The 25,932-nt window shown below is 63.5% G+C and carries 28 protein-coding genes; 11 read left to right on the forward strand and 17 right to left on the reverse strand.

All coding sequences use genetic code 11. The features are described from left to right. Window positions 1-168: 168 nt before the first annotated feature. From FVE66_RS13260 to FVE66_RS13285, 6 genes are all read left to right on the forward strand, one after another. Window positions 169-606: a DsrE family protein gene (locus FVE66_RS13260; protein WP_151447929.1), complete on the forward strand. Its 438-nt coding sequence runs from the start codon at window positions 169-171 to the stop codon at window positions 604-606. Between the two features lie 74 nt (window positions 607-680). Next, entirely contained in the window at window positions 681-1,214 is a 534-nt protein-coding gene (locus tag FVE66_RS13265; RefSeq protein WP_151447930.1) for a TlpA disulfide reductase family protein, read from the forward strand. Window positions 1,215-1,290: 76 nt separating this feature from the next. Continuing rightward, window positions 1,291-2,451 (forward strand): efflux RND transporter periplasmic adaptor subunit, encoded by a 1,161-nt coding sequence (locus FVE66_RS13270; protein WP_161993275.1) that lies wholly within the window; start codon window positions 1,291-1,293, stop codon window positions 2,449-2,451. Beyond that, window positions 2,451-5,522, forward strand: a complete 3,072-nt coding sequence (locus tag FVE66_RS13275) for an efflux RND transporter permease subunit (protein WP_151447932.1) — start codon at window positions 2,451-2,453, stop codon at window positions 5,520-5,522. Before FVE66_RS13270 ends, FVE66_RS13275 begins: the two co-directional genes overlap by 1 nt. Window positions 5,523-5,572: 50 nt before the next feature. Then, window positions 5,573-5,902 carry a DUF3240 family protein gene (locus FVE66_RS13280; protein WP_206668764.1) on the forward strand — a complete coding sequence of 110 codons (330 nt, stop codon included), beginning with the start codon at window positions 5,573-5,575 and terminating at the stop codon, window positions 5,900-5,902. Continuing rightward, the gene (locus tag FVE66_RS13285) at window positions 5,899-7,191 is read left to right on the forward strand and encodes a TolC family protein (protein WP_151447934.1); all 1,293 of its coding nucleotides are present in this window, start codon (window positions 5,899-5,901) and stop codon (window positions 7,189-7,191) included. The genes FVE66_RS13280 and FVE66_RS13285 overlap by 4 nt, the downstream gene beginning before the upstream one ends. Window positions 7,192-7,652: 461 nt before the next feature. Here FVE66_RS13285 and lipA read toward each other — a convergent pair whose 3' ends face one another. The 8 genes from lipA to FVE66_RS13325 all read right to left on the reverse strand — a co-directional run bounded on the left by lipA (window position 7,653) and on the right by FVE66_RS13325 (window position 14,091). Beyond that, window positions 7,653-8,681, reverse strand: coding sequence for a lipoyl synthase (gene lipA / locus FVE66_RS13290; protein WP_151447935.1), 1,029 nt, complete (start codon window positions 8,679-8,681; stop codon window positions 7,653-7,655). Window positions 8,682-8,708: 27 nt separating this feature from the next. Further along, window positions 8,709-9,341 carry a lipoyl(octanoyl) transferase LipB gene (lipB, locus tag FVE66_RS13295; RefSeq protein ID WP_151447936.1) on the reverse strand — a complete coding sequence of 211 codons (633 nt, stop codon included), beginning with the start codon at window positions 9,339-9,341 and terminating at the stop codon, window positions 8,709-8,711. Window positions 9,342-9,366: 25 nt separating this feature from the next. Further along, on the reverse strand, window positions 9,367-9,630 hold the full coding sequence (locus FVE66_RS13300; protein WP_151447937.1) for a DUF493 family protein: 264 nt from the start codon (window positions 9,628-9,630) through the stop codon (window positions 9,367-9,369). A 116-nt stretch (window positions 9,631-9,746) separates the two neighbouring features. Then, window positions 9,747-10,892 (reverse strand): D-alanyl-D-alanine carboxypeptidase family protein, encoded by a 1,146-nt coding sequence (locus tag FVE66_RS13305; protein WP_151447938.1) that lies wholly within the window; start codon window positions 10,890-10,892, stop codon window positions 9,747-9,749. A 94-nt stretch (window positions 10,893-10,986) separates the two neighbouring features. Beyond that, window positions 10,987-11,640 carry an alpha/beta hydrolase gene (locus tag FVE66_RS13310; protein ID WP_151447939.1) on the reverse strand — a complete coding sequence of 218 codons (654 nt, stop codon included), beginning with the start codon at window positions 11,638-11,640 and terminating at the stop codon, window positions 10,987-10,989. Window positions 11,641-11,648: 8 nt separating this feature from the next. Next, entirely contained in the window at window positions 11,649-11,987 is a 339-nt protein-coding gene (locus FVE66_RS13315; protein ID WP_151447940.1) for a (2Fe-2S) ferredoxin domain-containing protein, read from the reverse strand. A gap of 188 nt (window positions 11,988-12,175) precedes the next feature. Next, complete coding sequence (locus tag FVE66_RS13320; RefSeq protein ID WP_151447941.1) at window positions 12,176-13,084, reverse strand: TauD/TfdA dioxygenase family protein; 909 nt, start codon at window positions 13,082-13,084, stop codon at window positions 12,176-12,178. 8 nt (window positions 13,085-13,092) lie between these two features. Next, the gene (locus FVE66_RS13325) at window positions 13,093-14,091 is read right to left on the reverse strand and encodes a Bug family tripartite tricarboxylate transporter substrate binding protein (RefSeq protein WP_241673208.1); all 999 of its coding nucleotides are present in this window, start codon (window positions 14,089-14,091) and stop codon (window positions 13,093-13,095) included. Between the two features lie 92 nt (window positions 14,092-14,183). Here FVE66_RS13325 and FVE66_RS13330 point away from each other — a divergent pair, with 92 nt between their 5' ends. Continuing rightward, the gene (locus tag FVE66_RS13330) at window positions 14,184-14,834 is read left to right on the forward strand and encodes an IclR family transcriptional regulator (protein ID WP_151447942.1); all 651 of its coding nucleotides are present in this window, start codon (window positions 14,184-14,186) and stop codon (window positions 14,832-14,834) included. 22 nt (window positions 14,835-14,856) lie between these two features. Here the strand turns inward: FVE66_RS13330 and FVE66_RS13335 are convergent, their stop codons facing one another. The 5 genes from FVE66_RS13335 to FVE66_RS13355 all read right to left on the reverse strand — a co-directional run bounded on the left by FVE66_RS13335 (window position 14,857) and on the right by FVE66_RS13355 (window position 19,559). Next, window positions 14,857-16,005 carry a VanZ family protein gene (locus FVE66_RS13335; RefSeq protein ID WP_151447943.1) on the reverse strand — a complete coding sequence of 383 codons (1,149 nt, stop codon included), beginning with the start codon at window positions 16,003-16,005 and terminating at the stop codon, window positions 14,857-14,859. Beyond that, a complete protein-coding gene (locus FVE66_RS13340; RefSeq protein ID WP_161993277.1) occupies window positions 15,975-16,604 on the reverse strand; it encodes an ABC-type transport auxiliary lipoprotein family protein in 630 nt (209 codons plus the stop codon). Before FVE66_RS13340 ends, FVE66_RS13335 begins: the two co-directional genes overlap by 31 nt. A 94-nt stretch (window positions 16,605-16,698) precedes the next feature. After that, entirely contained in the window at window positions 16,699-17,613 is a 915-nt protein-coding gene (locus tag FVE66_RS13345) for an MlaD family protein (protein WP_151447945.1), read from the reverse strand. A 24-nt stretch (window positions 17,614-17,637) separates the two neighbouring features. Beyond that, window positions 17,638-18,438 carry an ABC transporter ATP-binding protein gene (locus FVE66_RS13350; RefSeq protein WP_151447946.1) on the reverse strand — a complete coding sequence of 267 codons (801 nt, stop codon included), beginning with the start codon at window positions 18,436-18,438 and terminating at the stop codon, window positions 17,638-17,640. After that, on the reverse strand, window positions 18,438-19,559 hold the full coding sequence (locus tag FVE66_RS13355; RefSeq protein ID WP_421829778.1) for an MlaE family ABC transporter permease: 1,122 nt from the start codon (window positions 19,557-19,559) through the stop codon (window positions 18,438-18,440). The genes FVE66_RS13350 and FVE66_RS13355 overlap by 1 nt, the downstream gene beginning before the upstream one ends. Window positions 19,560-19,649: 90 nt before the next feature. Here FVE66_RS13355 and FVE66_RS13360 point away from each other — a divergent pair, with 90 nt between their 5' ends. From FVE66_RS13360 to FVE66_RS13370, 3 genes are read left to right on the forward strand one after another with little or no spacing between them, the layout of a single operon-like run. Then, window positions 19,650-20,468 (forward strand): biotin--[acetyl-CoA-carboxylase] ligase, encoded by an 819-nt coding sequence (locus FVE66_RS13360; protein ID WP_151447947.1) that lies wholly within the window; start codon window positions 19,650-19,652, stop codon window positions 20,466-20,468. Window positions 20,469-20,470: 2 nt separating this feature from the next. Continuing rightward, a complete protein-coding gene (locus FVE66_RS13365) occupies window positions 20,471-21,223 on the forward strand; it encodes a type III pantothenate kinase (RefSeq protein WP_151447948.1) in 753 nt (250 codons plus the stop codon). Then, complete coding sequence (locus FVE66_RS13370) at window positions 21,223-21,993, forward strand: SPOR domain-containing protein (RefSeq protein WP_151447949.1); 771 nt, start codon at window positions 21,223-21,225, stop codon at window positions 21,991-21,993. The genes FVE66_RS13365 and FVE66_RS13370 overlap by 1 nt, the downstream gene beginning before the upstream one ends. Window positions 21,994-22,045: 52 nt before the next feature. Here FVE66_RS13370 and FVE66_RS13375 read toward each other — a convergent pair whose 3' ends face one another. From FVE66_RS13375 to FVE66_RS13390, 4 genes are all read right to left on the reverse strand, one after another. Beyond that, window positions 22,046-23,677 carry a hypothetical protein gene (locus tag FVE66_RS13375; protein ID WP_151447950.1) on the reverse strand — a complete coding sequence of 544 codons (1,632 nt, stop codon included), beginning with the start codon at window positions 23,675-23,677 and terminating at the stop codon, window positions 22,046-22,048. Window positions 23,678-23,950: 273 nt separating this feature from the next. Continuing rightward, window positions 23,951-24,145 carry a cysteine-rich CWC family protein gene (locus FVE66_RS13380; protein ID WP_151447951.1) on the reverse strand — a complete coding sequence of 65 codons (195 nt, stop codon included), beginning with the start codon at window positions 24,143-24,145 and terminating at the stop codon, window positions 23,951-23,953. After that, entirely contained in the window at window positions 24,142-24,336 is a 195-nt protein-coding gene (locus FVE66_RS13385) for a zf-HC2 domain-containing protein (protein WP_151447952.1), read from the reverse strand. The genes FVE66_RS13380 and FVE66_RS13385 overlap by 4 nt, the downstream gene beginning before the upstream one ends. A 3-nt stretch (window positions 24,337-24,339) precedes the next feature. Next, window positions 24,340-24,909, reverse strand: a complete 570-nt coding sequence (locus FVE66_RS13390; RefSeq protein WP_151447953.1) for a sigma-70 family RNA polymerase sigma factor — start codon at window positions 24,907-24,909, stop codon at window positions 24,340-24,342. A gap of 123 nt (window positions 24,910-25,032) precedes the next feature. Here FVE66_RS13390 and argB point away from each other — a divergent pair, with 123 nt between their 5' ends. Next, entirely contained in the window at window positions 25,033-25,932 is a 900-nt protein-coding gene (argB, locus tag FVE66_RS13395) for an acetylglutamate kinase (protein ID WP_151447954.1), read from the forward strand.

Consider the following 25,932-nt stretch of genomic DNA (forward strand, 5'->3'; position numbering starts at 1 on the left):
CGTAGACGGGCGAACGCAACGAACGCTCCCTCCCCTTGAAAGGGAGGGAGTTATAAAGTCGCTCGGCGATTGCCGCTCTTTCTGTGGCGGGAAAAGCATTCACCGCGCCCTCATGGCCTGCGCCCGCACCGGTCAAAGCATCCAACCCTGCCACGAGCCTCGACCAACATGCAGAGACATATCTTTTCCCTTATCGCCGCAATCCTGCTTGCCGCAAGTGCGGCGATTGTGCCTGCGGCTGTGCGCGCCGAGCCTGTGAAGGTCGTCTATCACATGCAGGATGGCGTGGACCAGGCAAGCCGGGGCCTGGCAAACATCCGCAATCATCTGCGTGCCGAGCCCGACACCCGGATCGTCGTGGTTGCCCTGGCCGACGGCATCCAGTTCCTGCTGAAGGGCGCGACCCAGCGCAATGGCCGGCCGTTCGATGCGCAGGTATCGGATCTGGCACAGCAGGGTGTGGAATTTCGGGTGTGCAACTTTACGCTGGCCGCGCACGACGTTCCCCACGAACGATTGCTGCGCGAGGCAAAACTGGTGAAATCGGGCGTGGCAGAGATCGCGCGGCTGCAGGCGAAGGAAGGCTTTGCGTACATCAGGCCCTGACCGTACCGCTCAGGGTCACGCGGTATAATGGCCACTGTCATCACCGACCCACTGCGGGCTCCCCGCATACCGCCATGCAAGCTCCCGCTTCCCCTTCCGGCGCAACCAGGCGCCCCAACCTGACCAGGATCCTTGCCGTCGTGCTGGTGCTCGCGTTGGCCGTCACCGGTTACCTCTCGTTCTCGAAAAAGGAAACCGCGCCCAAGGTCACCTTCAGCGGCATCGATGGCCAGCAGTACACGTCCGACAGCCTGCGCGGCAAAGTCGTGATGGTGAATTTCTGGGCCACCAGTTGCGTTACCTGCATCAAGGAAATGCCGGACATGGTGCGGACCTATGACAAGTACAAGGACCGCGGACTGGAATTCGTCGCGGTCGCGATGAGCTACGATCCGCCCAACTACGTGCTGAATTACGCCCAGACCCGCAAGCTGCCGTTCAAGGTCGCGCTGGACAGTACTGGCGCTGTCGCAAAAGCCTTCGGCGACGTCAAGCTCACGCCGACCACTTACGTGATCGACAAGAACGGCCAGATCATCAAGCGTTATGTCGGCGAGCCGCAGTTCGCCGAATTGCACCAACTGCTGGAAAAAGCACTGGCCGGCTGACGGTCAATCGCAGTTCGACCGCTGCGAAACTTTGATGGCAGGGCCAACTGCGGGTCAACCTGACAAGACAAGAAAAATGCGTGTTCGCCTCCTGCTTTCCCTGCTGGCGCTAGCCGGCCCATCGCTGCTTTGCCAGCCGGCATTGGCCCAGCCCTCGCCATTCATCCGTATCGACGACGATCGCATCGGCAAGTCCGGTATAAAGTTCCAGCCGGTCAAGCCGGCCCAGGGCGCCGCCGAACGCCTGCGCCTTGCCGGCACGGTGGTCTTTTCCGGCAAAGGCCTGGAACTGGTCAGCACGCCCGCTGCCGGCGTCGTCCAGGCGGTGCTGGTGCAGACCATGCAGCCGGTGGCGGCGGGAACCCCGGTAGTGCGGCTGCACAGCCCCCAGGTGCTCGAATGGCAGCGCGAATATGTTCAAAGCCGGGCCCAGTTGGCGCTGGCCGCCGACAAGCTCAAGCGTGACCAGGCATTGTTTGACGAAGGCATCATCGCCCGCAGCCGGCTGGAGGAAACCCGCAGCGCGCACTCGCAGGCACAAGCCGCCTCGCAGGAACGGCGGCAATTGCTGCGCCTTGCCGGCATGGGCGATGCCGCCATCGGCAAGCTTTCGAGCGCACAGGGGCTCGATCCGGAAATCACTGTGGTCGCCCGCTATGCCGGCACCGTGACTGAACAGGCGGTCACTGTTGGCCAGCGCGTCGACGCCGGCGCACCCTTGTTGAAACTGGCGCGCGGCGGCGAACTGCTGCTGGATTTACAGGCCAGCCGCGAGCAGGCCGACCGCATCGCCGTCGGCGACGCAGTGCAGGTGGCCGGCTGCGAAAAAGCCGGACGGGTGACCGCGAAGAGCCTGCAGGTGAACCCCGCCAACCAGTCCGTCCCGGTGCGGGCAAGCATTCCCGGCGCAGACAAATGCCTGCGCGCCAACCAGCATGTGGATGCGGCTGTTTCTATCGTCCCTTCCACCGGCATTGCCACGGGCGGCGGCGGTTTCAGCGTGCCGGCCAGCGCCCTGCTGCGGCATGAGGGCCGCGATTACGTGCTGGTGCGCGAGCCAGGCGGTGTGCGGCCGGTGGCAGTCGCGGCCGGCGGGCGCAGCGGCGAATCGGTCGTGGTCACTGCGGCCGCCGGCGCCTTGCCGGCCGGGGCCAATGTCGCGGTGCAGGGAATTGCCGTCCTCAAGGGAATCTGGTCCGGGCTGGGCGCCGCGGCCGACACTGGTGCGCCTAAATAATGCTCGACCGCCTCGTAGCCTTTGCACTGTCGCAACGCCTGCTGGTGCTGGTCCTGGCCGCAATGATGATTGCCGCGGGCGTGCAAGCTTTCAGGGGCCTGCCGATCGACGCCTTCCCCGACGTCTCTTCGACACAGGTAAAGATCGTGATGAAAGCGCCCGGCATGACACCGGAAGAAGTCGAAACGCGCATCACGGTTCCGATCGAACAGGAGCTGCTGGGCATACCGCACCAGCATATATTGCGGTCGCAGTCCAAGTACGCGCTGGCCGACATCACCCTCGATTTCGACGAGGGCACCGACATCTACTGGGCGCGGCAGCAGGTGGCCGAGCGCCTGAATTCGGTGCTGGCCGACCTGCCGCCGGGCGCTACGGGCGGCCTCGCCCCGATCACCACGCCGTTGGGCGAGATGGTGATGTTCACCATCGAAGGCAATCTCTCGCTGGCGGAAAAGCGCACCCTGCTCGACTGGACCATCCGTCCCCGGCTGCGTTCGATACCGGGTGTCGCCGAAGTGAATGCGCTCGGCGGTCTGGTGCGCAGTTTCGAGGTGGTGCCAGATCCGGCGGCGCTGGCAGCGCGCCGGCTGTCGCTGGCCCAGTTGCAGGCGGCGCTGGAACTCAACAACCGCAACGACGGCGCCGGCCGCGTGAATGAAAATGAAGAGTCGCTGCTGGTGCGGGCCGACGGCAGCATACGCACGCTGGGCGACGTGAAGGCAATTGCGGTGGCCGAGCGAAACGGCGTGGCGATCCGGGTGGGCGATGTCGCCCAGGTGCGCTTCGGCGCGCTGACCCGTTACGGCAATGTCACCCACGATGGCCGCTCCGAGGCAGTGGAGGGCCTGGTGCTCGGGCTGCGCGGCGCCAATGCCCAACTGCTGGTGAACAACGTCCGCGCCCGGCTGGCCGAAATCGAAAAGACCTTGCCTTCGGGCACCACGCTCAGCACCTTCTACGACCGCGGCAACCTGGTCGAGCGGGCAGTCAGCACCGTGAGCCGCGGCCTGATGGAAGCGATCGTGCTGGTGATGATCCTGTTGTTCCTGTTCCTCGGCAATCTGCGGGCGGCGCTGGTGGTGGCGGCCATTTTGCCGCTGTCTGCGCTGTTCACCTTCGTGCTCATGCGCTCCGTTGGCCTGAGCGCCAACCTGATGTCGCTGGGCGGGCTGGCGATTGCCATCGGCCTGCTGGTCGACGCCGCAGTGGTGGTGGTCGAGAACATAGAGTCGCACCAGGCGCACCAGGGCCATCAGGGTGGCCGCGGCGTGCGCTCGCGCCTGAACCTGATCTTCCGCTCGGTACAGGAAGTCGCGGTTCCCGTGTTTGCCGGCATGCTGATCATCGGCATTGTTTTCGTGCCGCTGATGACGCTGGAAGGGCTGGAGGGCAAGATGTTTTCGCCGGTCGCGCTGACCATCGTGTTCGCGCTGTCTTCATCCCTGCTGCTGTCGCTGACGGTGATACCAGTGCTGGCATCGTTCTTCCTCGGCAAGGGCACGCACACGGCGCCGCGCTGGGTCGGCCGGCTGGAGCAGCGCTATGTGACGCTGCTGGTCTGGGTGCTGGGCCGGCGCCGCCGGGTCTATGCCGCCGCCGGCGTCGCCCTGCTTGCCGCCGTGGCCGTATTCCCCTACCTCGGCAAATCCTTCATGCCGACCATGGACGAGGGCGACCTGATCATGCAGATCGAAAAGCTGCCATCCATCAGCCTGCAGCGCTCCACCGAAATCGACCTGATGGTCCAGCGTCGCATCCTGGCCGCGGTGCCGGATGTGGCTGGCATCGTCGCCCGCACCGGCGCCGACGAGCTGGGGCTGGATCCGATGGGCCTGAATGAAACCGACACCTTCCTGCTGCTCAAGCCGCGCGACCAATGGAAGAGCGCCAGCAAGGAAGAACTGATCGATGCGGTACGCGCCGTCACCAGCGAATTCCCGGGAATGAATTTCAGCTTCACCCAGCCGATCGAAATGCGCACATCGGAAATGTTGTCCGGCGTGCGCGGCGACCTGGCGATCAAGATCTTCGGCCCCGACCTGCCGACCTTGGGCAAGCTGGCGGCGCAGATAGCGGTGGTCCTGAAGGCGATCCCCGGCAGCGAAGAAATACTGACCACCCGCAATTCCGGCGTGCAGTACCTGCAGGTCGAAATCGACCGGCAGGCGGCCGGCCGCCTGGGGATGACTGTCGAGCAGATCCAGAATGATTTGCGCATGCTGGTGGAAGGGCGCCGCGCTGGCGTGGTGATCGAACAGGGGCGGCGCCTGCCGCTGCTGGTGCGTGGCGAGGCCGGCCAGCTGACCGCCGAGTCCTTTCGTTCGCTGCGCTTGCCGCGCGAGGATGGCGAACCGATCATGCTGTCTTCCGTGGCGCAGCTGAAAATGCTGGACGGGCCGGTCAAGGTGGAACGTGAGAACGCATCGAGGATGTCGGTGGTGCGGGCCAACGTCCGCAACCGCGACCTGGTCGGCTTTGTCGACGAGGCGCGGGCAAAAGTGGCGAGCCAGGTGCCGCTGCCGGCCGGTTACCACATCACCTGGGGCGGACAGTTTGAAAACCAGCAACGTGCTGCCGCCCGGCTGATGGTGGTGGTGCCGGTTGCGCTGGCGCTGATCTACCTGCTGTTGTTCACTACGCTTGGTTCGCTGCGGCAGGCGACCCTGGTGCTGATGAACATTCCGTTCGCGCTGGTCGGCGGGGTGTTTGCGCTGGGCATTTCGGGCGAGTACCTGTCGGTGCCGGCCTCGGTCGGATTTATCGCCTTGATGGGCATTGCGGTACTGAATGGCCTGGTCATGCTGACCTGTTTCAACCAGCTTGCGGCGCGCGGCGCCGACCGCCTGTACGTGGTCACCGAAGGCGCGCGCCGGCGCCTGCGGCCGGTCCTGATGACGGCCACCATCGCTGCATTCGGCCTGGTCCCGCTGCTGCTCGCTACCGGGCCGGGATCCGAGATCCAGCGGCCGCTGGCGATCGTCGTCATCGGCGGCCTGATCAGCGCGACATTGCTGACGCTGGTGCTGCTGCCCGCACTGTTCCAGCAATTCGGATGGGAGAAGAAATGACTGCGAAAGTGACAGCCGAAACGATGGCCCCAGGCACCCAGGAAGCTGCGATGGAAACCAACGCGCACGACACCCGCCCCGACTGCCTGCTGACGCTGGCCCTGCCCGCTGCGCTGGAGCTGGAGGCGCTCGACCTGTTGCTGGCCGAGCCGGGCCGGGTGGATGACGTGTCGATCGCCCATGTGGAAGCGCTGGGTGAACACGTGCCGCTGGTGACCGCGATGGAAAAGGTACGCGGCAGGGCGCGCCGGTCAATGCTGATGCTGGTCACACGCACCGAGCACGTCGCTGCGCTGACCGCGGCGGTCACCAGCGCGTTTCCCGGTTCGCACACGGTCTGGTGGACCACTGCGCTCACCGCGTATGGTGAGGCGAAATGACCGCCACGTTCAAAACGGCCGGTGCTGGCCACCCAGGCTTGCTCGCGCTGCTGCTGGCGTGGTTCGCTTCCTTGCTGGTGCTTCCCGCTTTTGCCGGGGAATCACCGCCGGCAGTTCCGCCCGAGGCGGTAGTTCGCCAGGCGCTCTCTGCGCTGCCGCAGCTTGCAGCGGCGCGCGCCATCGTCCAGTCCGAACAGGCAAACAGCCGCCGTCTTGCCGCCGGAACCCATGAATGGACGGTACGGGCATCCGCGCAGCGGCGCACTGACAACGCCGGCCAGCGCTACCTGGAGAATGACCTCACGGTCGAACGGCCGTTCCGGATCGGCGGCAAGCAGGGCAAGGACATTGCGCTGGGCGATGCCGGCATCAGCGTGGCGCAGGCGCGCCTGGCCGATGCATGGCATGAAGCCGGCCGTGGATTGCTCAAGTCGTGGTTCGAATGGATGCGCGAAGCCCGCAGCGCACAGCGTTTGCAGGACCATGCGCGCGTGCTGGAGCAGCAGCTGGATATTGTCCAACGCCGCGTGAAGGCGGGCGATGCGCCGCGGCTGGAGCAGATGCTCGCCGAGACCGAATGGCAGCGCGCTGTCGTCGCCCAGGCCCAGGCCGCCGCCCGAGCGGCACGCACGGACGCCGAACTGCGCAAACGCTATCCCGGACTGAGCCCGCAGCTGCCGGCCGAGCTTCCTGCGCCGGTCGTGCTGCCTGGCAGCGTAGCCGAATGGCAGGAAAAAATCCTCGCCCACAATCATGAAATCGAGCTTGCGGAACTGGAAGCGGCACATAGCCGCCTGACAGCGGAGCGCACGGTCCTCGAGCGCACCTCCGATCCCACGGTCGGTGTGCGTTATGCGCAGGAGCGCGACCGCCAGGAGCATATAGTCGGAGTGATCGTATCGCTGCCCTTCTCCGGCGCTGCGCGCAGCGCGAACGCAGACGCTGCCGTGGCACGGGCGGAAGCGGCGGCGCAGAAAGCGCGCGAGGTAAAGGTGAGGGTGGAGAGCGATGCGGCGCAAGTGGCAATGCAGGCGCAATCCGCCAACGCCCTGTCGGATCGATTCGCCGGGATCGCCAGCCAGGCGCAAGCCAATGCCGCCCTGGTCGGCAAGGCGTACAGCCTGGGCGAGGCGCCGCTGAACGACACGCTGCTGGCGCGTCGCCAGTCGCTGGAAGCAATCAGCACCGCCGAGCAGGCACGCATCGATGCGCTGGAAGCGAACGCGCGGCTGCTGCTGGACATGCACCGGCTATGGAGCCTGCGCGAGCATCATGGTGATGGCGACTGATCGGCCATCACCTAAATTCACCCTTCCCCATGTCGTATTCCAGCGACGGATGTTCACTAATAGTTTTGCGCGGCCAGGTCCGGTATTCGATCTGGATGAACGTCTCTTGGCTGTCTTAGGCCCGCAATCATTCCATCACCAGATGTATCGGTTGGCTATCGAATAGATCTGGCTGTTTCGCCGAACTTGTTTGCCCGCCCGCCTTTTTCCGCCCCTGTCCTGCCGCGTGATCAAGCGCTACTGTTTGTCGCAAGGCAGCGGCTTGCCACTTCCTGTGCGGCTGGTGGCGTAGATGGCGTTGATGACGCTGATGCCGGCCTGATCCGGTTTCGGTTTACGCCAGCGGGTGGCGGATGGATCTGACTCTTCGCCGATCTTCTGCTTGCTGGTCTTTTTATTCGTGAGTAGGGATTGAAGCCATTTCGCGGTAATCGCGCGCGCTTGGACCCTTAGACCACTGCTTACACCACTCCCGCCCCATGCGCCTGCTGGTCCGCATGATACGAACTGCGCACCATCGCTCCCACCGCAGCATGCACGAAGCCCATCTTGTAGGCTTCTTCCTCGAACATCTTGAAAATGTCCGGGTGCACATAACGGCGCACCGGCAGGTGGTCGCCGCTGGGCATCAGGTACTGGCCTATGGTCAGCATGTCGACATTGTGTTCGCGCAGGTCGCGCATGACCTGCAGGATTTCGTCGTCGGTTTCGCCCAATCCCACCATGATGCCGGATTTGGTTGGCGTTTCCGGATGCAGTTCCTTGAAGCGTTTCAGCAGGTTCAGCGAGTAGGCATAATCGGAGCCGGGGCGGGCTTCCTTGTACAGGCGCGGCACGGTTTCCAGGTTGTGGTTCATCACATCCGGTGGCGAAGCTTTCAGGATTTCCAGTGCGCGGTCCATGCGGCCGCGGAAGTCCGGCGTCAGGATTTCAATGCGGGTGGCTGGCGACAATTCGCGCACGCGACGTATGCATTCGGTGAAGTGGGCGGCGCCGCCGTCGCGCAGGTCGTCGCGGTCGACCGAAGTGATCACGACGTAGTTCAGCTTCAGTGCGGCGATGGTTTTCGCCAGGTTGGCTGGCTCGTCCACGTCCAGCGGATCGGGCCGGCCATGGCCGACGTCGCAGAACGGGCAGCGGCGGGTGCACTTGTCACCCATGATCATGAAGGTCGCCGTGCCCTTGCCGAAGCATTCGCCAATGTTGGGGCAGGATGCTTCCTCGCACACCGTCACCAGCTTGTTGGCGCGCAGGATGTCCTTGATCTCGTAGAAGCGGCTGTTCGGCGACGCGGCCCGGACCCGGATCCAGTCCGGCTTGGGCAGGCGTTCGGCGGCCACCACCTTGATCGGGATGCGCGCGGTCTTGCCGGCCCCTTTCTGCTTCTGGGTCGGATCGTAAAAACCGGAAGTGGCAGCAGCGTCCGCTGCGGGCGCGGATGGGGCGGCGGGTTCGGTTGCAGCAGTCGTTTCGTCGGGTCGGGAAGCCATGAGTTCAGGATCGCGCACTGGTCGCGATCATCCTTTCAGTCGTTCGATGAGGTGGGCGGCGAGCGCCAGTTGCACTTCCGGCAAGGATGCCCGGGCGCCCAGGCTTTTCATGTCCACCGTTGCCAGTCCTTCATAGCCGCAGGGGTTGATCCGGGAGAACGGCTCCAGGTCCATGGCTACATTGAGCGCAACGCCGTGATAGGTGCATCCGGAGGCACGCACTTTCAGGCCCAGGGCAGCGATTTTCGCACCGCGCCGCTCGCCTTCGGCCACATAGATGCCAGGCGCGCCGGGCTTGCGTTCACCGTCCAGATTATACGCGAGCAGCGTATCGATCACGGCCTGCTCGATCTGGTGCACGAATTCGCGCGCGAACAGCCGGCGGCCGTTGCGCTTCAGGTCCACCAGCAGGTAGGCGACCGCCTGGCCGGGGCCGTGGAAGGTGACTTCGCCACCACGGTCGGTCTGGACCACCGGAATGCCGTCGGCGTGCAATACATGCGCCGGGTTGGCGCCCAGTCCGAGCGTGAAAACCGGCGGGTGCTCGACCAGCCACAGTTCGTCCGGCGTTTCCGGCGTGCGGGCGTCGGTGAACGCGCGCATTGCGGCAAAGCTGGCCTGGTAGTCTTCGGTGCCACGCTGGCGGATCAGGAGCTGCATGGCTGGTCCATTGTCCGTTGGCGTCTTACAGGACCACTTTGACCATCGGATGCGAGGTCAGCGCCCGGTACAGGTTGTCGAGTTGCTCGCGGCTGGTGGCGCGCACGGTGGCGGTCACGGACAGATAGTTGCCCTTGCTGGACGGGCGCATCTCGATCTTGCCGGAATGAAAATCCGGATCGTGCTCGCACACCACCGTCACGATCGCATCGGCAAAGCCATCCTGCATCGCTCCCATGATCTTGATGGGGAAATCGCTGGGGTAGATGATCAGGCTTTGTTGGGTCATGATGTGCTCCGGCAGTCTGGCAGGGGTCGTTCAAGGAAAGCAGATGGGGCCGGATCTGCGATTTCCAATGTGGCCATCTGGCTATCGCGACCGGCCCCCCGGATCTCCGGAATTCCTTATTTGAACATCAAGCGTACGGAATCCCAGGCGCGGCCGAAAATGCTGGCCTGGTTCACCTGTTCCAGCGCCAGCACCGGCAGTTCGACCACGGTCTTGCCGTCGGCGACCATCTTCAGCGTACCGACCCGGCTGTTCTGGGCGATCGGCGCGACCAGCGGATCTTTACGTTCCAGCACCGGTTTCATTTTCTCGCCCATGCCTCGCGGGACGGTCACATACATGTCCTGGTTGAAGCCGAGCTTGACTTGCCCCTGCGAGCCTTTCCAGACTTCGGGCGTGGCGACCGGCTGGCCCTTGGCATACAGCTTCACGGTGTCGAAGTTCAGGAAGCCCCAGTTCAGCAGCTTCTGGCTTTCCTGCGCACGGATCTGGTCGGAGCCGGTGCCGAGCACGACCGAGATCAGGCGGCGCTCGCCGTTGTTGCCGTTGGGCCGGCGAGCGGATGCGATCAGGCAGTAGCCGGCGGCTGCGGTATGGCCGGTTTTCATGCCGTCGACCGTCGGATCCAGCCACAGCAGGCGGTTGCGGTTGGGCTGGGTGATCTTGTTGTAGGTGTAGGTCTTGGTCGAGTAGATCTTGTAGAGCTCGGGATGATCCTTGATCATGCGCGTCGCCAGCGTGGCGAGGTCGCGCGCCGTCGAATAGTTGTCGGGGCTGGGCAGGCCGTGCGCATTGGCGAAGCGAGTCGATTTCATGCCCATGCGCTCGGCTTCGCGATTCATCAGGACGGCGAACGATTCCTCGGTGCCGGCCACTGCTTCGGCCAGCGCGACCGCGGCGTCATTGCCGGACTGGACGATCAGGCCGTACAGCAGGTCGTTGACCTTCACCGGCGTGGCCGGATCGATGAACATCTTGGAGCTGTCCTTGTCGACTTTCCATGCCTTGACCGAGACGTTGACCATCTGATCCAGAGAAAGCTTCTTGTCCCTGATTGCAGAGAAGCTCAGGTAGGCGGTCATGATCTTGACCAGCGAAGCCGGTTCGATGCGCAGGTCGGGTTCTTGCGCGGCGATGACTTGCCCGCTGGTGGCATCCATCAGCAGAAAGGAGCGCGCGGCAAGAGCGGGAGGAGGAAGGCTTTGTGCCAGCGCGGGCAAAGAAAACAGCAGGGCGGCGCAGGCCGCAAGGATTTTTTTCATGTGGTGCTTGATCCGGAAACGATACGAGGATGGTGAAGCCATTGCCGGCGGCACGCTTGGCGCGCGCCTGGCGGCAGGGAACGAGGATGAGAAATTATAGCGGCGCGGGCGGACGCCGATGCCACATTTCGACCATCAGGTTTTTAATGTGTTGCAGTTTGCGGTGGAAGAAGTGATCGGCGCCGGGAATGACAATGACAGGTATGTCCTGCGGGCGCAGCCAGTCGAATACAGCTGACAAGGGTATCGTTTCGTCCAGTTCGCCGTGAATGATGATGCTGTTTGCAGGGATGGCAGGCATGTCCCATTTGCCAGCTGCGCTGCCGACCAGCACCAGCCGCTCGGCCGGCGTGTTGCGCGCGGCAAGCCGTTGGTGCAGACGCGCTTGCACGAAGCTGCCAAACGAGAAACCGGCGAGCGCCAGCGGCAGGCCGGGATAGCGTTGTTGCATATGTTGCAGCAGCGCGTCCATGTCGTCGGTCTCGCCGATGCCTTCGTCATACTGGCCTTCGGAAGCGCCCACGCCGCGGAAATTCACGCGCACCGCCGCATAGCCTAGCGCGACGAAGCCGCGTGCCAGCGTCTGCGCAACCTTGTTGTCCATGTTGCCACCGTAAAGCGGATGCGGATGGCCGACCAGTCCCAGGCCGACCGGCACCGGAAACAGCCTGGGGTCGGGCAGGTCGAGCGCGCATTCGAGCGAGCCGGCGCTGCCGATTATCGAGAAACGTTGGGTTTGTGCGTTCATGGCCGGCCTCAGATCTTCAGCCGCGCGACGACTTTGCCGCCTACCAGGTGCTCGTCAATGATTTCGTCGATATCTTCATTGTCGACATAGGTGTACCAGGTGCCCTGCGGGTAGACCACCAGCACCGGGCCTTCTTCACAGCGGTCCAGGCAGCCCGACTTGTTGATGCGGACCTTGCCCTGGCCATTGAGATTGAGTTCCTTGATGCGGCGCTTGGCGTGTTCCTGCGCCGCCTGCGCACCGCGATCGGCGCAGCAGGGACGACCGTCCTCGCGCTGGTTCATGCAAATGAAAACATGGTGCTCGTAGTACTGGTCATTCTGGTACTGCTCGTTCTTGTCTGACATGATCAAAAAGGCACGCGTTGCGCCTGCTCTGCAGTGGAGCCTTCATGATACACGCCATCAATTCCGGCCGTGCTGCCAGCGCCAGCCCTCCCCGCCTGGAAATCGGCTGGAGATCAACGGGAAATCGGCGGACGAGCGGCGGGCGAGCGGCGAACAGCACCACTGCCGTTCGCTGACGTTGCTTGCCCTTATGGCCGGGGGGTGGCCGGAATCGGCTTGTCGCCCATGATGGTGGTGCGATGGAGTTCGCGATCGAAGCCATCGTAGTCGTTCATTGCCAAGTGCTGGGTGCAGCGGTTGTCCCACATGGCAATTGTGCCGGGGCTCCAGCGCAGGCGGCAGGTGTGCTCCGGACGTGAACAGTGCGCGAACAGGAAGTCCAACAGCGGCTTGCTTTCTTCCTCCGTCATGTCTTCAAACCGGATCGAATATGCCGAGTTGACGTACAGCGCCTTGCGGCCGGTGACCGGGTGAATCCTTACGGCGGGATGGGTCACTTCCGCTGCTGCGCGGTTATCGGTGCGCACGTCCATCTTGGATGCAGGATCGCCGTTGTTCACCAGTACGCCGGCTGCGCCGTAAGAGCGGATTGCGCTATGGACCACGTTCATCGGGTCCAGCATCCTTTGCATGCCTTCGGACAGCCGTTCGTAGGCGAGATACATGTTGGACCACAGGGTGTCGCCACCGTATGGTGGCACCACGCGGGAACACAGGATGGAGCCAAGCGGCGGCTCCGGCGCGTAGCTCATGTCCGAATGCCAGACGCCGCCGAAATTGCGCCGCGTGATCTCCTGCGCGCCCTTCATGATCGCCAGGATTTCCGGATGGCCTTCGAGCGACCGCACGAACGGCACTTCCAGCAGTCCGCCGAATCTCAGGCTGAATGCCTTGTGCTGCTCTGGCGTGATCTGCTGGCCGCGAAAAAAGATGACCTGATGCTCGGCAAATGCACGCTGCACTTCTTTGAATACGGCATCGGAAAGGGGTTGCGACAGGTCGATGCCCCCAATCTCCGCGCCCAGGGCGCCGGCGATCTTGTTGACTGCCAAGTGCTGGTACGAGCCAGCTTGTTCGAGGATTCCGTTATTGATCATTGCCGTCATCATTGCACCTTGATGTTCTGAGTTTGGACAAGTTTGCGCCACTTGGCTGTTTCACTGACGATGAACGTCCTGAATTCGTCAGGCCCGGCGCCCGAGATCATGCCGCCGAAGTCGGTGATCCTCTTGCGCACATCAGGCATCTGCAGGATCGCCGCAAACTCCTGATGGAGGCGCGTGATCACCGGACGCGGCGTGCCGGCCGGCGCGAGGATGCCGAACCAGCCGGTGACGTCATAGCCGGGCAGTCCGGATTCCGCCAGGGTCGGCACATCAGGCAGGTGTTCCGAACGTTGGGCCGAGGTGATGGCAATGGCGCGTACCTTGCCCGCCTTTACCTGCGTGATCGCGGGGAACATGTTGTCAAACAGCGCAGGCACATGTCCCGCCATCAGGTCCGCCAGCGCCGGTGCGCCGCCCCGGTACGGCACATGGGTCATCTTGACTCCGGCCGTTGCGACGAACAATTCGCCGGACAGGTGAAGCGAGGTGCCGGCACCCGGCGACGCATAGGAAGTGCCGGGACGCGCACGCACGTAATCCACGAATTCCTGCACGTTTTTTACCGGCAAGGCATTGTTCACCAGCAGCAGGTTCGGCACCGACACCAGGAAAGTAATGGGCGCCAGGTCTTTCAGCGGGTCATAGGGAAGGTTGGGGTAGAGCGAGGGGTTGATTGCGATCGGCCCGATATTTCCCATCGTGAGGGTATAGCCGTCCGGCGCGGATTTGGCGACGGAATCCGTGCCGATGTTTCCGCCTGCACCCGACTTGTTCTCGATGACGACCGTTTGTCCGATTCGTTCAGAAAGCTTCTGTCCCACCAGACGGGCCAGCACGTCGGTGGATCCGCCGGCCGGGTATGGCACGACCAATTTGATCGGGCGCGTCGGCCATGGGTCTGCGGCAAAGGATGCGCCACTGAATGAGAGCAGGCAGGCGGCAGCGGGCGCGGCCAGGAGCAACTTCCTCAGTCGCGGCGAAAGCAGTTTTTCCATCATTTTTGTGTCTCCTGACGAAACAGGTTGGGGGTCCGTCTAATTATTGTTAGGATGTCCACCTAGTGAAATGACCTACCACCTGATGGAACGTTATGAAGAATAATCGATCGATCCAGCGCTGTCTATCCATCCTGCGAGCCTTCGCGGACCAGCCTTTTCCCTCGCTTGCCGAACTGGCGGCAGCGGTTGATCTTCCGCGGCCGACGGTGCTGCGCTTCCTGTGCACCTTGCAGGAAGAGGGCTACGTACAAAAGGAAGCCGCTCGCTGGCGGCTGACGCCGCGTGTGCTGGAAATTGGTTTTGCGGCACTGCAGGGAGCTGGGATGAACGAGCAGATCCAGGCGGTGTTGCAGAACCTGGCTGACCTGTGTTCCGGTACTGCCAACTTCGGCGAGGGCGATCACGACCGCGTCGTGATCCTTGGCCGGGCGCTCGCGCTGGAAGAGCGACGCCGTCTCTATGTCATGAACCTGCGGGTGGGCAGCGCGCTACCGCGTGACAAGAGTGCGCTCGGCATGGCGCTGGCGCTGACGCCAGCCGAGCACAGCGTCTTGCACTATCCGGAAGGGAATCACATTTCAATTGCGGTGCCCTTGCCCGGAACCGGACCGAGGCAATTTGCACTCGGGATATCGGCGTCAATTACCGACTGGACCGAAGAAAAGCTGAATCATGAAATATTGCCGGTGCTGTTCGAGAAGGCAAGGCACATCGCGCTCCTGATCCAGGTGGGCGGCGACTGAAGCTGCCCTCCGGCCATGACCATCATTTCCGCCTGTGTACCGGGTGATACAGGAACCAGAGCATGAAGAAGGGCCAGCTCAGCGACAGCAGTTGGGCGGCGCCGTTGAAGTTCAGGAATTTTCCCTGCGACCAGGTCTGCAGCGTCGCGACGAAGTACGGATTGGCCGGGACAAGGTTGACCGCCACCAGCGCTGTGACCAGCGCCAGCCCGGCGACCCGCCGTTGGGCAGGCGGCGGCGCGAACATCAGGCCGGACAACATCAAGGCGCCGATCAGCAGCCCGGCTTGAGAGCCGGGGGTGAGCCAGAGAAATGCATTATCGGGACCGAAGATGACGGCGTTGGCCAGCGATTTCGACGCCAGTGCGGCAGCTACCAGCAGGCCGGCCAGCGCGGCCTTCGGCGCTCGCTCACGGAACAGGAACATCATGGTCAGTACTGCGCCTGCCAGCCCGGTGGCGGTAATGATGCTCTCGGCCAGCCAGTATTGTTCGGCGCTCAGGTCGCGGCCCTGGCGCAGCAGCACGCCGAGGTCGAGCGGCCGGTCGAGCAATTCGCCCAGCCAGGCCGATGCCAGCGGCAAGAGCTGGCCGTGTCCGAACAGGTAAGCCTGTGGATAGATCTGCGCCAGCGGCCACAGCGCCAGCACGATCAGGCCGCGGCTGGCCTCGTGCGAAAACCAGTGCCGGCGCAGGCTGAGCAGCCGGCTTTGTTCCAGGAATGCATGCGATGCAAAACGCCCGACGATGGCGCCGATGGCGGCGCCGCCGGTATTGGTGAGCAGGTCGAGGTTGGATGCAACCCGGCTGGGCAGATAGGTCTGCCCTGCTTCCATGCCGGCCGACAGCAGCGTACCCACCGCCAGCGCCGCCAGCATCGCCGGCGCGCCGCGCAACCGGGGATAGAGCGCGAACACTGCCAGTATGCCGATCGGAATGTAGGCGATCACGTTGGTGATCAGGTCAAAAACCGTCCAGTAATGCGGCATCGCAGCGCTGACGAAGGCCCACGGCGCCAGGCCGTTGTTGCGCCAGCCTGTGAAGGGAAACCAGCTGGCATAGGTGATCAGCAACGCGTACAGCACCAGGCCGATGCGCGCAGCGACGGAGGGCGCGCCGGCCAGCGGCGTTCCTTCGCGGTTCAGCGGGCCAGGGGAAGCGTGGACAGCCATGCAATCATGTCAGCAATCATTGCGTCGGACGCCAGGGCCAGCGCATGCACGCCGCCGGCCGCGTCCGGCGTGGGCGCCGGCGCGCTGGTGGTGAAGGTCCTTTGCGCAATCAGCTTGCGGTCCTGCAGCACCGACACCCGCATCGCCACGCGCGCGGTGCTGACCTTCGGGGCGGAAAACACCTGACTGAAATCGTCGGCCTCGATGCGCAGCCGCGGCACGCCGACCGCCCCGTCGCCGCCGCCCAGCACGCCGCCGCCGGCCTCGCTGACGCGCGCCTTCAGCCTTTGCAGGAACAGCCGCGACGGCGCCATGGTCCAGCGCGCCTGGGCATAGGTGTGCGCTTCGAGCGGATTGTCGTAGTCGAGGCGGTAGTACATGCGGGTGCTGTCCATCCAGGACGGCGCGCTGATCTCGCTCACCGATACCGGCACCGGGGACGATCGGGCCGGGGCGGCGGCCGCAGCCCTGGCCGCCGGGTAGCCCAAGTCGTATTGCAGTTGTGTCTGGCGCCGCTCGACTGTGGTGCAGGCGCCGAGCATGAGGAGCAGCATGGCAGCGGCAACGAATTGCGGCCTGCGCAAAAGCCTGGAATGCATGTTCACCTTCTGGACGGAATGGGCATGGTCGTGGGTCGGTCGGGGCTCACGGATGGTCATCGTTGTCATTGTTGTCATCGGCTGCCATCGATTGTCATCGGTTGGACGTGGCAAAGCCATCCTCGCCCGGCCCCGGATCAGCGCGGCGGTTGCCGAAAAGAATGCTCTGGGGCCGCTCGTTGATGTTTTCAAGCGTCCGGTTGAACAGTCGCAGGGTGGAACGGACTTCGGTGGTCAGCGGCAGCAGGTCGTTTTCGAAACGGTCGGCCACGCTGGCGATGCCGTCCGCCGTGGTGCCGATCCGTTCTATCGGCCCGTTGGGTGCCTGCAGGCGCGCACTCATGTCGCTCAAGTCACGGGATAGCCGATTGATCGACTGCACCGCCAACTGCGCTTCATTTGTCAGGCCGGGCAGGCGCGCCAGTGTCGGCTGCAACTGGCGCGGGATTCTTTCGAACTGATCGGCGGCTTCGCTGATGTTGCTGAATGTCGTCAGTATCGCCTGCTGGTTCTGCTCATTCAGCAGGTTGTTGACGCGCCGGGTCAATTCTTCAGCCTGCGCCAGGACCGCCATGCCCTTGTCTTGCAGCGTGTTCAGCAGGCTGGGCCGCAGTTCGATACGAACCACCTTGCCCGGCGTGCTTTTCACCCTGACCGGATTCTTGCCATCGTCGTTCAGTTCGATGAAGGCGATGCCGGTCACGCCCTGGTAGCCGAGCACGCCATAGGTCGAGAGGGTGATGGGCGTGTCATCGCGCACGCCGATGCGCACCAGGATCTGTCCGGGCACCTGCGGATCGAAAACGATGTCATCGACCCGGCCGACAGTCAAGCCGCGGTAACGTACCGCCGCCTGCGGGTTGAGCCCCGGAATGGACAGTTTGGTTGTCAGCTCGTACGGAGTGCGGATTTCGCGGTCGCGGTTGAGCCAGATGCCGGCAAGCACCGCGGCCACCAGCAGCCCGATCGTGAACAGTCCTGCTATCAGTGCATGCGATTTGTTTTCCATGATGCCCTTATCCCACCTGGATGCTCATTGGGGCGGCGCCTGTTGCGCGCCGACGCCTTCGAGCCCTTGCAGCGCGCGCAAACCGCGTTCGCCGAGAAAAAATTCGCGGATGAAACTATGGTCCACCCGCATGATTTCCTGCATGCTGCCGGTCGCCACCACATGCTTGTCGGCCAGCACCGCAATCCGTGTCGACAGCGCGGCCATGGTGTCGAGGTCATGGGTGACCATGACCACTGTCAGGTGCATCGCCCGATGCAGCGATGCAATCAGGTCGACGAAGGCCTCCGACAGCGCCGGATCGAGCCCGGCAGTGGGCTCGTCCAGGAACAGCAGCTCCGGCTCCAGCGCCAGCGCGCGGGCCAGCGCCACCCGCTTGACCATGCCGCCCGACAAGTCGGCCGGCATGCGCTGGGCCTGTTCCGGGCTGATGCCCACCATGTGCAGTTTCTGCAGCGTGGCGTCGCGGATCAGGTCGGGCGGCAGGGCATGCAGTTCGCGCAGCGGCTGCGCCACGTTCTCGAATGCCGACAGGGCCGAGAACAGCGCACCGTGTTGGAACAACATGCCCCAGCGGCTGCGCATCTGCGCCCCGGCTGCCCGTTCGCCCGGGCCGATTTCCTCGCCAGCAACCTGCACGCTGCCGCGCGCAGGTTGTGCCAGCCCCAGCATCTGGCGCAGCAAGGTAGTCTTGCCAGATCCCGAGCCGCCCACCAGCGACAGGATCTCGCCGCGCCAGACGTCGAGGTCGAGGTCCTGGTGCACGACGAAATCGCCGAATTGCGTCCAGAGTCCCCGTATGCGAATCAGCGGCGTGGGTTCCATCAGAAGCCCACGCCCTTGAATATGATCGCAAAGATCGCATCGGCCACGATCACGATGGTAATCGCTGTCACCACCGAACTCGTGGTGCCGCGGCCCAGGCTGTCGGTATTGGGCTTGATGCGCAAGCCAAAATGGCAGGCCACCAGGCCGATCAGCACGCCGAACACGACACCTTTCAACAAGCCGATCAGGTAGTTCGCCAGCGGCACCGCATCCGGCAGCTTCATGATGAAATAATCGGGCGTCAGCCCCAGCTCGAACCAGGCGGCGGTCATGCCCCCGATCAGCGCGACGGCGTCGGTCCACACTACCAGCAAAGGCATGGCGATCGCCAGCGCCACCACCCGCGGCAGGATCAGCCTGAAGCCATGCGGCAGGCCCATGACCAGCATGGCATCCAGTTCCTCGGTGACGCGCATGACACCCAGCTGCGCGGTGATGGAGGAACCGGAGCGGCCGGCAACCAGTATGGCAGCCAGCAGCGGTCCAAGTTCGCGAATGATGCTCATGCCCAGGATGTTGACCAGGAAGACATCCCCGCCAAAGGTATGCAATTGCTGTGCCGACAGGAAGGACAGCACCACGCCGATCAGGAAGCCGACCAGCGCGGTGATCCCGAGCGCCAGGAAACCGATGCGGAACAGGTTCGCTGAAATCTCCTTCCAGGGGCCGCGTTGCGGCCGGCGGATGAATTGCAGCAGGTCGAGCGTCAGCTGGCCAATCAGCGCGATGAAGGCGATGAAGTTATCGGCTGCCAGCAGCACGGTGGCCGCGATCCAGTCCAGCGGCGAACGCCGGCTCGGCTCGGCGGGCAGTGCCAGCTTCCCGCTCTGCTCGAGCCGGTTGAAAATTTCCTTTTGCTGTTCGGACAGCAGCAATTCGCCCGGCCGCCTGCCGCCCCATGCATTCCACAGCCATTGCGCGCCGATGTGGTCGAGGGCGGCGATGCCGCGGAGATCCCAGCGCAGCGTGGCGGCCGGCGGCAGGGTGCGCAAGACAGCGTCGAGGTGGGCAATGGCGCCCGGGGCCGACAGTGTCAGGACCCGCCAGCCGCCCTGGACGAGCACGCTTTGCGGGTCGGGACGGATCAGTTCGGGAGCGGATGCTTGCAAATTCATCATTCGGCTCAGTTTAAGGGAGATTGCGCGCTGCGTCATTGCGCAGCCCTGCAAAACCGGAATGCGGAAGCCCGGCGCGGCTACAATGCCCGCATGAACGATGCGCTGTCCCCGAAAGAAATTGCCCTCCACCTGCGCGGTGCCGCGCCGGGCGTGGCGATCGAATGCATTGCCTTGACCGGGTCCACCAATGCTGACCTGCTGCAGCGGCTGCCGCAGCTGGAGGGTCCGCTGCTGCTGGCCGCCGAAGTCCAGACGGCCGGGCGCGGACGCGCCGGCCGCAGCTGGCTGGCCGAGCCGCACGCATCGCTGACCTTTTCGCTTGCGTGGCCATTCTTGCGGCGCGACATCGCAGGCCTGCTCGGCCTGCCGCTGGCGGTCGGCGTCGCGGTGGCCGAAGCGCTGGCCGGTTTCGGGGTGGCGGCAAGCCTGAAATGGCCCAACGACGTGCAGCTGGGCGAGGCCAAGCTCGGCGGCATCCTGATCGAGACCGGCGTGGTGCGCCAGCCGGGGCGCCGCCAGCCGTGGGCGGTCATCGGAATTGGCCTGAACATTTTGCTGATGCCGCAGTCTCGGGCGGAGATCGGGCGCGAAGTGGCGCAGATGCCGCAACTGCTCGATCGCCGCAACGAATTGCTGGCTGCCCTGGCGGCCAGGCTGGCGCACACCCTGGCGAGCTTCGATGCCGCGGGTTTCGCGCCCTTCGCCGACAACTGGAACCGGCTGCATGCGCATGCCGGACAAATGGTGCGCATCCTCGATCATGGCCGGGTGGTGCAGGAAGGCCGGGCAATCGGCGTGGACGGATCCGGTTGCCTGCTGCTCGACACACCGGCCGGGCCGGTGACGATTGCCGCCGGCGACGTATCGCTGCGCGCCATGCCGGACGCGGCCGCAGTGGCGAGGAGTTGAACATGCTGTTGCTGATCGATGCCGGCAATACCCGGGTCAAATGGGCGCTGGCGCCTGCCATGCCCGGCAAGCCGGGTGAGTGGGTCGAATCGGGGGCCGTGGCGCGCGAGGCGCTGCCAACGCTGGCGGCGCATTGGAAAGGCCGCCATGTCATGCGCGTGGTGCTGTCCAATGTCGCGGGCGAGGCCGTGCGCAAGGACCTGGCGGCGGTACTGGGGCACTGTTTTGGCCCGCACGAACCGCCGCTCGAGGTGTTCGTTTCATCGGCGCTACGGGCCGGATTGCGCAATGGCTATCGCACGCCCGGGCAGTTGGGCTCGGATCGTTTTGCCTCGTCGATCGGTGCGCGTGCGCTGTTCCCGGGGCAGGCCCTGATTGTCGCCACCTGCGGCACCGCCACCACCATCGACGCCATCAGCGGCGACGGGGTTTTCATCGGCGGCATGATCCTTCCCGGTTTGCGCCTGATGGCGTCGGCGCTGGCGACGCATACTGCGCAACTGCCTGAGGTCGCGCAACGGATGGGTTCGGACATGCCGTTCGCGGACAACACCGAAGAAGCGATCGTCCTGGGCTGCATGTCGGCCCAGGCCGGCGCAATCGAACGCGCGCTGGCCCGCCACCCGGGTGCGCGCTGTATCATTTCCGGCGGCGCCGCACGGATGCTGGCGCCCTTCCTGGCCGCGCCCGCGGACCTGATCGACAACCTGGTGCTGATCGGCCTGCAGGTGGCCGCAATGGAGAAGACATCCTGATGCTGAAATTCGTTTTTGCCTGCCTTTTGCTGGTCAATGGCGGCTTGCTGGCGTTTCAGCTCGGCTGGTTCGACGCGCTGGTGCCGAGTGGACATGAGCCGCAGCGAATCAGGAACCAGATCAATGCCGACAAGCTGCGGGTGCTGTCTCCGGCCCAGGTTGCCGCCACTTCGGCGGTGCCTGCTGCGTCACTCACGCCGGCATCATCTGCATCTGCCAGCGCTGCCGCCAGCGCTTCGTCGACCGTAATCCCGGCCGCAGCCGCAATCACGCCAGTATTGGCCCGGCCTGTGGCTGCGACGAAGCAGGCCGCCTGTATCGAACTCGCCAACTTGACGCTGGCCGAATCCAAGCGCTTCGAAACCCGGCTGGCGGCATTGACGCTGCCGGAAAAGCCGGTCCGGCTTGAGGTCAGGGAGCAGAGCAGCCACATGGTCTGGATACCGCCTCTGCCGGCCGGCAAGGAAGGCGCGGACAAGAAATCGTCGGAACTGCGCAAGCTGGGCATCAACGATTTTTACGTGCTGCAGGACAATCCGGCCCAGCGTCATGGCATTTCACTGGGCGTGTTCAAGACGGAAGATGCGGCCAGGGCCCAACTGGCGAAGCTGAGCCAGCTGGGTGTTCGCAGCGCCCGGATAGTCGAGCACAAGATGCCGCTGCTTCGGGTCGCCTACCGATTGCGGGGGCTGGAAGCGCCGAAGAAGGCGGATCTTGACGTCCTCAAAGCCGGTTTCCCGCGCGTGGAAGAAAAGCCCTGCGAGGCCTGAATCCGCCCCCAGCGCCTGGCCCCGTCATCCCTTTCCTGCTGGCTTGAGGCGACTATTGCGTCGGCTCCAGTGCCTGCTGGATTTCGCTGGACACGCTCATGCTTTCGCGTTGCCACAATGAGCTTGCGGGATCAGGCAGGTGAAAATTCTGCCAGTCCGTTACGGGAATGACGGCTTTCTTCTCCGCCAGATTCCGGCAGTGTTGCTGCAGGATATCCAGTCTGCGGAGCAGGCTGTCTACATAGCGCTGTTCGCCCAGATAGGCCTGCGCCACCCCGGGGGGGATCTGAAATTGCGTGATTGCCTCGAACATCTCGGCGTCGATGGCCTCCGGCAGTTGCGGCAACAGGAAGGCATGCGTATCGAGGATGCGTGCAAATTCGGAATGCTCGGTGGGCACGCCAAAACAACATTCATTGTCTATGGCGCCAATCCTCACTCGTTGCTCGCCTGTTTCGGGATCCCGGTATTGTTCGATCAGGATGTTGCCGCTGTGCCTGTCCATCTGGCCTGTAAGGAAGTCAAATAATTGCAGCCACGTGAGCGCCCGTTTGTAGTCAGGATGAGCAACGATGAAAGGAGCTTCATGCAATACCTGGCCAGTCACCAGAACCTGCATGGAGCCGTCCTGCTTGCGCAACAAGCGGATGCTTTGCAGGCCATGCAGGTGTATCGCTTTCAGCGTCTTCCTGGCGTTGATCCCGTGCTTCTGCAACTTGCGCAAAAGCTTCCTGGACAGTTCCGACTGATCCTTCAGGGAACGATTGTGAAGCACACGTATCATGCGCGACTTGCCGGGCAACTTATCCATCAGCAAGCCAAAGTCGGCGCCGATTTTCGCCATCCGTGTCCTGGGTACGACCAGGCCGCATCCCGCAGGCAAGAGCTTGCTGGCCAGTTCCGCAGCCAGCATTGCTCGCCCCTCGACATTTGGACGGCGCGGGTTCATCCCGGTTGGCTGTTCGTAGAGGCAGCTTGCACCCGTCGGGGTTTTGAACGCTTTGATGCCCGTTGCTGTACTGCATTCAACGACCGCCCCCGCCAGGCCCTTGCCGATGGGTTCGCCGAGCGTTGCCTTGAGTGACTCCCCATCAATGGGAAGGGTTTCCAGTCTGCCCGGTATCCCGCGCGTGCCCCAGTAAGCCTGCATTTGTTCCAGAACGAGTGGCGAGAAGCCCATCGTCAGTGCAATCTTGACCTCGGCCAGCGCAAAGGGCCTCGGCACGCTGGGGCGCAGGTATGGGGACGCCAGGCGAGGGGACGCCAGCACAGCCAGGAAAGGAAGTGCCGCCTGCGACTCCACGCTATCGGTTTCCTGGAATTTTTGCGTGGCGGCGAAACATTCCCCTGTGTCGGCGCTTGACGATGACGTCACCGACCGGACCGGCGTATGGTTCAAGGATGGATGTCCTGCCCCTGGGCGGCTGTGCTTGACAATGCCGGTTCTTTCGCGCGGATGTGAGAGGGCAGCGGATGCCTTTTCAGGACGGCTACCACCGAAAAACGTGTCGACTATCGAGCGTCGGTTTTCATGCAAGGACTGCGGCAATCGATGATTGTCGGGGCTTCGATCCTGATCTCGTCCGAACTTTCCAGTTTGCCCTCCTGAAACTGGCAGGCAAAAAAATTCCGTTGGTTGGCGGCGCCTGGAAAACGAAGGATCCGCCTCTATTGCTCTTTTCAAATTCACTCCTGATTAATGTGGATGGCGTGTCCGTGCTGAGCCGGAGCAAACCACCCCTAGGTGCGAATATTGAAAGAAATGTTCCCAGGCAGTGAACGGGAAAAATTTGTGAAAATTTGATGACCGTTCAGAGATTTATTGTGCTTTTATAGAACCACTTGGCGCATCCAATAGGGGGAAGCACGGTCGAGGCCCGGCTGGCAAGGGTGGCGCAGGCGCGTTTGAAGAGCGCGCAGCAGGAGGAGCGCAAGATGCCGCAGGTGCCGCGCCTGCTCACAGCCCGTCCGGCACCTCCCGCCCCTGTGCCGCGCTGCGCAGCCTTTCCTGCAGGCACGCCGGGCACAGGCAGCTTCCATCCAGCGGCACCCCAAGCAGGGCCGGCAATTGCGCGCACCAGCACGGCTGATCGCCAGGTGCATCGACCATGCCGCACTTGAATTCGGCGCCACATTGCGCGCATTGACTCATGATTCGCCCTCCCCCGTGGGTGTACCGCGCATGGCGCGCCGCATCAGCGCCGCCTGCCGGCCAAAACGGCGGCAGCCTTCGCAGACCAGCAGGTGCATTCGCATTCGCAGCCGCTCCACGGCGGACAACGGGCGGTCCATGCCCTCGGATGTCAGCCGGTGCACTTCGCGGCAGCTTGGCTTGATGTTCATGGTCTAACCCCCGTCGGCGTCGCCGAACCAGTTCAGATCCAGGCATTCGCGCAGCCGCACGCGCGCCCGGTACAGCATTACCCATGCATTGGACGACGAAATGCCCAATTCCTTACAGATCTCGCCGGTTTCCATTTCGAGCCACTCGCGCATCAGGAAAATGCGGGCGATGGCGGGTGGCAGCTTTTCCAGGCATTGTTCCATCACCCTGAAGAAGTCCTTCTGTTGCAGGGCGGCGTCCGGTTCGCCCCAGTTGCGCGGCATGGCGAGCAAATGCCCGTTGGCGGAGAACAGCGCATCGATCGCTTCGTCGTCGAGCCGGCCGTCGCCATTGTCCAGCGGCTGCATGCGCGAATTGCTGCGCAGCACATCGATTATCTTGTGTTTCAGGATGCCGGTGACATAGGTGCGCAGCGCCGAGCGGCCGGCATAGCGGCCGGGCTGCTCGAGCACTGCGACCAGCGCTTCCTGCACCACGTCTTCGGCCTGCGATTCGTTGCGCAATTGCAGGATGGCAAAGCGTAGCAGCGCCGGACGCATCGACTCCAGTTCTTGCAGGGATGTTGCGCTCATGGTGCGTGGGGATTGTCAGGGCAGCAAAAGCCTAGTCCATCCCGGCCGGCCTGACAACAAAACTGGAAGGTCGTCGCAGTTCTTTCGCTGTAAAATCAGCGCAATCCTACTTTCCTGACCGTCATGTCCGATCTTACCGACCTCTCCACCGTTTCTTCGCAAATCAAGGCGGAGATCCTCGCGGAAGCGCTTCCGTACATCCGCAAGTTCCACGGCAAGACCATTGTCATCAAGTACGGCGGCAATGCGATGACTGAAGAGCGCCTGAAACACGGCTTCGCGCGCGACGTGATCCTGCTCAAGCTGGTCGGCATGAACCCGGTCGTGGTGCACGGCGGCGGCCCGCAGATCGACAGCGCGCTGAAGAAAATCGGCAAGCAGGGCACTTTCGTCCAGGGCATGCGCATCACCGACGAAGAAACCATGGAAGTCGTCGAATGGGTGCTGGGCGGCGAAGTGCAGCAGGACATCGTGATGCTGATCAACCATTACGGCGGCCAGGCTGTGGGCCTGACCGGCAAGGACGGCGGACTGATCCGCGCCCGCAAGATGAAGATGGCGGACCGTGAGCATCCCGGCCAGTTCCTCGACATCGGTTTCGTCGGCGAGATCGAGGCCATCAACCCGGCCGTGGTCAAGGCGCTGCAGGACGACGCCTTCATCCCCATCATTTCGCCGATCGGCTTCGGCGACGACGGCCAGGCCTACAACATCAATGCCGACGTGGTGGCTGGCAAGATTGCCGAAATCCTGAAGGCGGAAAAGCTGATCATGATGACCAACACGCCGGGCGTGCTGGACAAGCAGGGCGGCTTGCTGACGGACCTGTCCGCCCGCGAAATCGACGAGATGTTTGCCGACGGCACCATCTCCGGCGGCATGCTGCCAAAGATTTCGTCAGCGCTGGATGCCGCCAAGTCCGGCGTCAACACAGTGCATATCGTCGATGGCCGGATCGAGCATTCACTGCTGCTTGAAGTGCTGACCGAGCAGGCGTTCGGCACCATGATCCGTTCGCACTGA

It is taken from the genome of Lacisediminimonas profundi (assembly GCF_008831265.1).
Lineage (GTDB): Bacteria > Pseudomonadota > Gammaproteobacteria > Burkholderiales > Burkholderiaceae_D > Lacisediminimonas > Lacisediminimonas profundi.

Coding starts and splice junctions, on each gene's coding strand:
- FVE66_RS13385 (WP_151447952.1), bottom strand. CDS start 24,336: ATGAACATCAAGCCAAGCTGCCGCGAAGTGCACCGGCTGACATCCGAG.
- FVE66_RS13330 (WP_151447942.1), top strand. CDS start 14,184: ATGAAGAATAATCGATCGATCCAGCGCTGTCTATCCATCCTGCGAGCC.
- lipA (WP_151447935.1), bottom strand. CDS start 8,681: ATGGCTTCCCGACCCGACGAAACGACTGCTGCAACCGAACCCGCCGCC.
- FVE66_RS13335 (WP_151447943.1), bottom strand. CDS start 16,005: ATGGCTGTCCACGCTTCCCCTGGCCCGCTGAACCGCGAAGGAACGCCG.
- FVE66_RS13325 (WP_241673208.1), bottom strand. CDS start 14,091: ATGATGGAAAAACTGCTTTCGCCGCGACTGAGGAAGTTGCTCCTGGCC.
- FVE66_RS13390 (WP_151447953.1), bottom strand. CDS start 24,909: ATGAGCGCAACATCCCTGCAAGAACTGGAGTCGATGCGTCCGGCGCTG.
- FVE66_RS13285 (WP_151447934.1), top strand. CDS start 5,899: ATGACCGCCACGTTCAAAACGGCCGGTGCTGGCCACCCAGGCTTGCTC.
- FVE66_RS13340 (WP_161993277.1), bottom strand. CDS start 16,604: ATGCATTCCAGGCTTTTGCGCAGGCCGCAATTCGTTGCCGCTGCCATG.
- FVE66_RS13360 (WP_151447947.1), top strand. CDS start 19,650: ATGAACGATGCGCTGTCCCCGAAAGAAATTGCCCTCCACCTGCGCGGT.
- FVE66_RS13315 (WP_151447940.1), bottom strand. CDS start 11,987: ATGTCAGACAAGAACGAGCAGTACCAGAATGACCAGTACTACGAGCAC.
- FVE66_RS13350 (WP_151447946.1), bottom strand. CDS start 18,438: ATGGAACCCACGCCGCTGATTCGCATACGGGGACTCTGGACGCAATTC.
- FVE66_RS13260 (WP_151447929.1), top strand. CDS start 169: ATGCAGAGACATATCTTTTCCCTTATCGCCGCAATCCTGCTTGCCGCA.
- argB (WP_151447954.1), top strand. CDS start 25,033: ATGTCCGATCTTACCGACCTCTCCACCGTTTCTTCGCAAATCAAGGCG.
- FVE66_RS13355 (WP_421829778.1), bottom strand. CDS start 19,559: ATGATGAATTTGCAAGCATCCGCTCCCGAACTGATCCGTCCCGACCCG.
- FVE66_RS13305 (WP_151447938.1), bottom strand. CDS start 10,892: ATGAAAAAAATCCTTGCGGCCTGCGCCGCCCTGCTGTTTTCTTTGCCC.
- FVE66_RS13365 (WP_151447948.1), top strand. CDS start 20,471: ATGCTGTTGCTGATCGATGCCGGCAATACCCGGGTCAAATGGGCGCTG.
- FVE66_RS13345 (WP_151447945.1), bottom strand. CDS start 17,613: ATGGAAAACAAATCGCATGCACTGATAGCAGGACTGTTCACGATCGGG.
- FVE66_RS13320 (WP_151447941.1), bottom strand. CDS start 13,084: ATGATCAATAACGGAATCCTCGAACAAGCTGGCTCGTACCAGCACTTG.
- FVE66_RS13270 (WP_161993275.1), top strand. CDS start 1,291: ATGCGTGTTCGCCTCCTGCTTTCCCTGCTGGCGCTAGCCGGCCCATCG.
- FVE66_RS13370 (WP_151447949.1), top strand. CDS start 21,223: ATGCTGAAATTCGTTTTTGCCTGCCTTTTGCTGGTCAATGGCGGCTTG.
- FVE66_RS13380 (WP_151447951.1), bottom strand. CDS start 24,145: ATGAGTCAATGCGCGCAATGTGGCGCCGAATTCAAGTGCGGCATGGTC.
- FVE66_RS13310 (WP_151447939.1), bottom strand. CDS start 11,640: ATGAACGCACAAACCCAACGTTTCTCGATAATCGGCAGCGCCGGCTCG.
- FVE66_RS13300 (WP_151447937.1), bottom strand. CDS start 9,630: ATGACCCAACAAAGCCTGATCATCTACCCCAGCGATTTCCCCATCAAG.
- lipB (WP_151447936.1), bottom strand. CDS start 9,341: ATGCAGCTCCTGATCCGCCAGCGTGGCACCGAAGACTACCAGGCCAGC.
- FVE66_RS13265 (WP_151447930.1), top strand. CDS start 681: ATGCAAGCTCCCGCTTCCCCTTCCGGCGCAACCAGGCGCCCCAACCTG.
- FVE66_RS13280 (WP_206668764.1), top strand. CDS start 5,573: ATGGAAACCAACGCGCACGACACCCGCCCCGACTGCCTGCTGACGCTG.
- FVE66_RS13275 (WP_151447932.1), top strand. CDS start 2,451: ATGCTCGACCGCCTCGTAGCCTTTGCACTGTCGCAACGCCTGCTGGTG.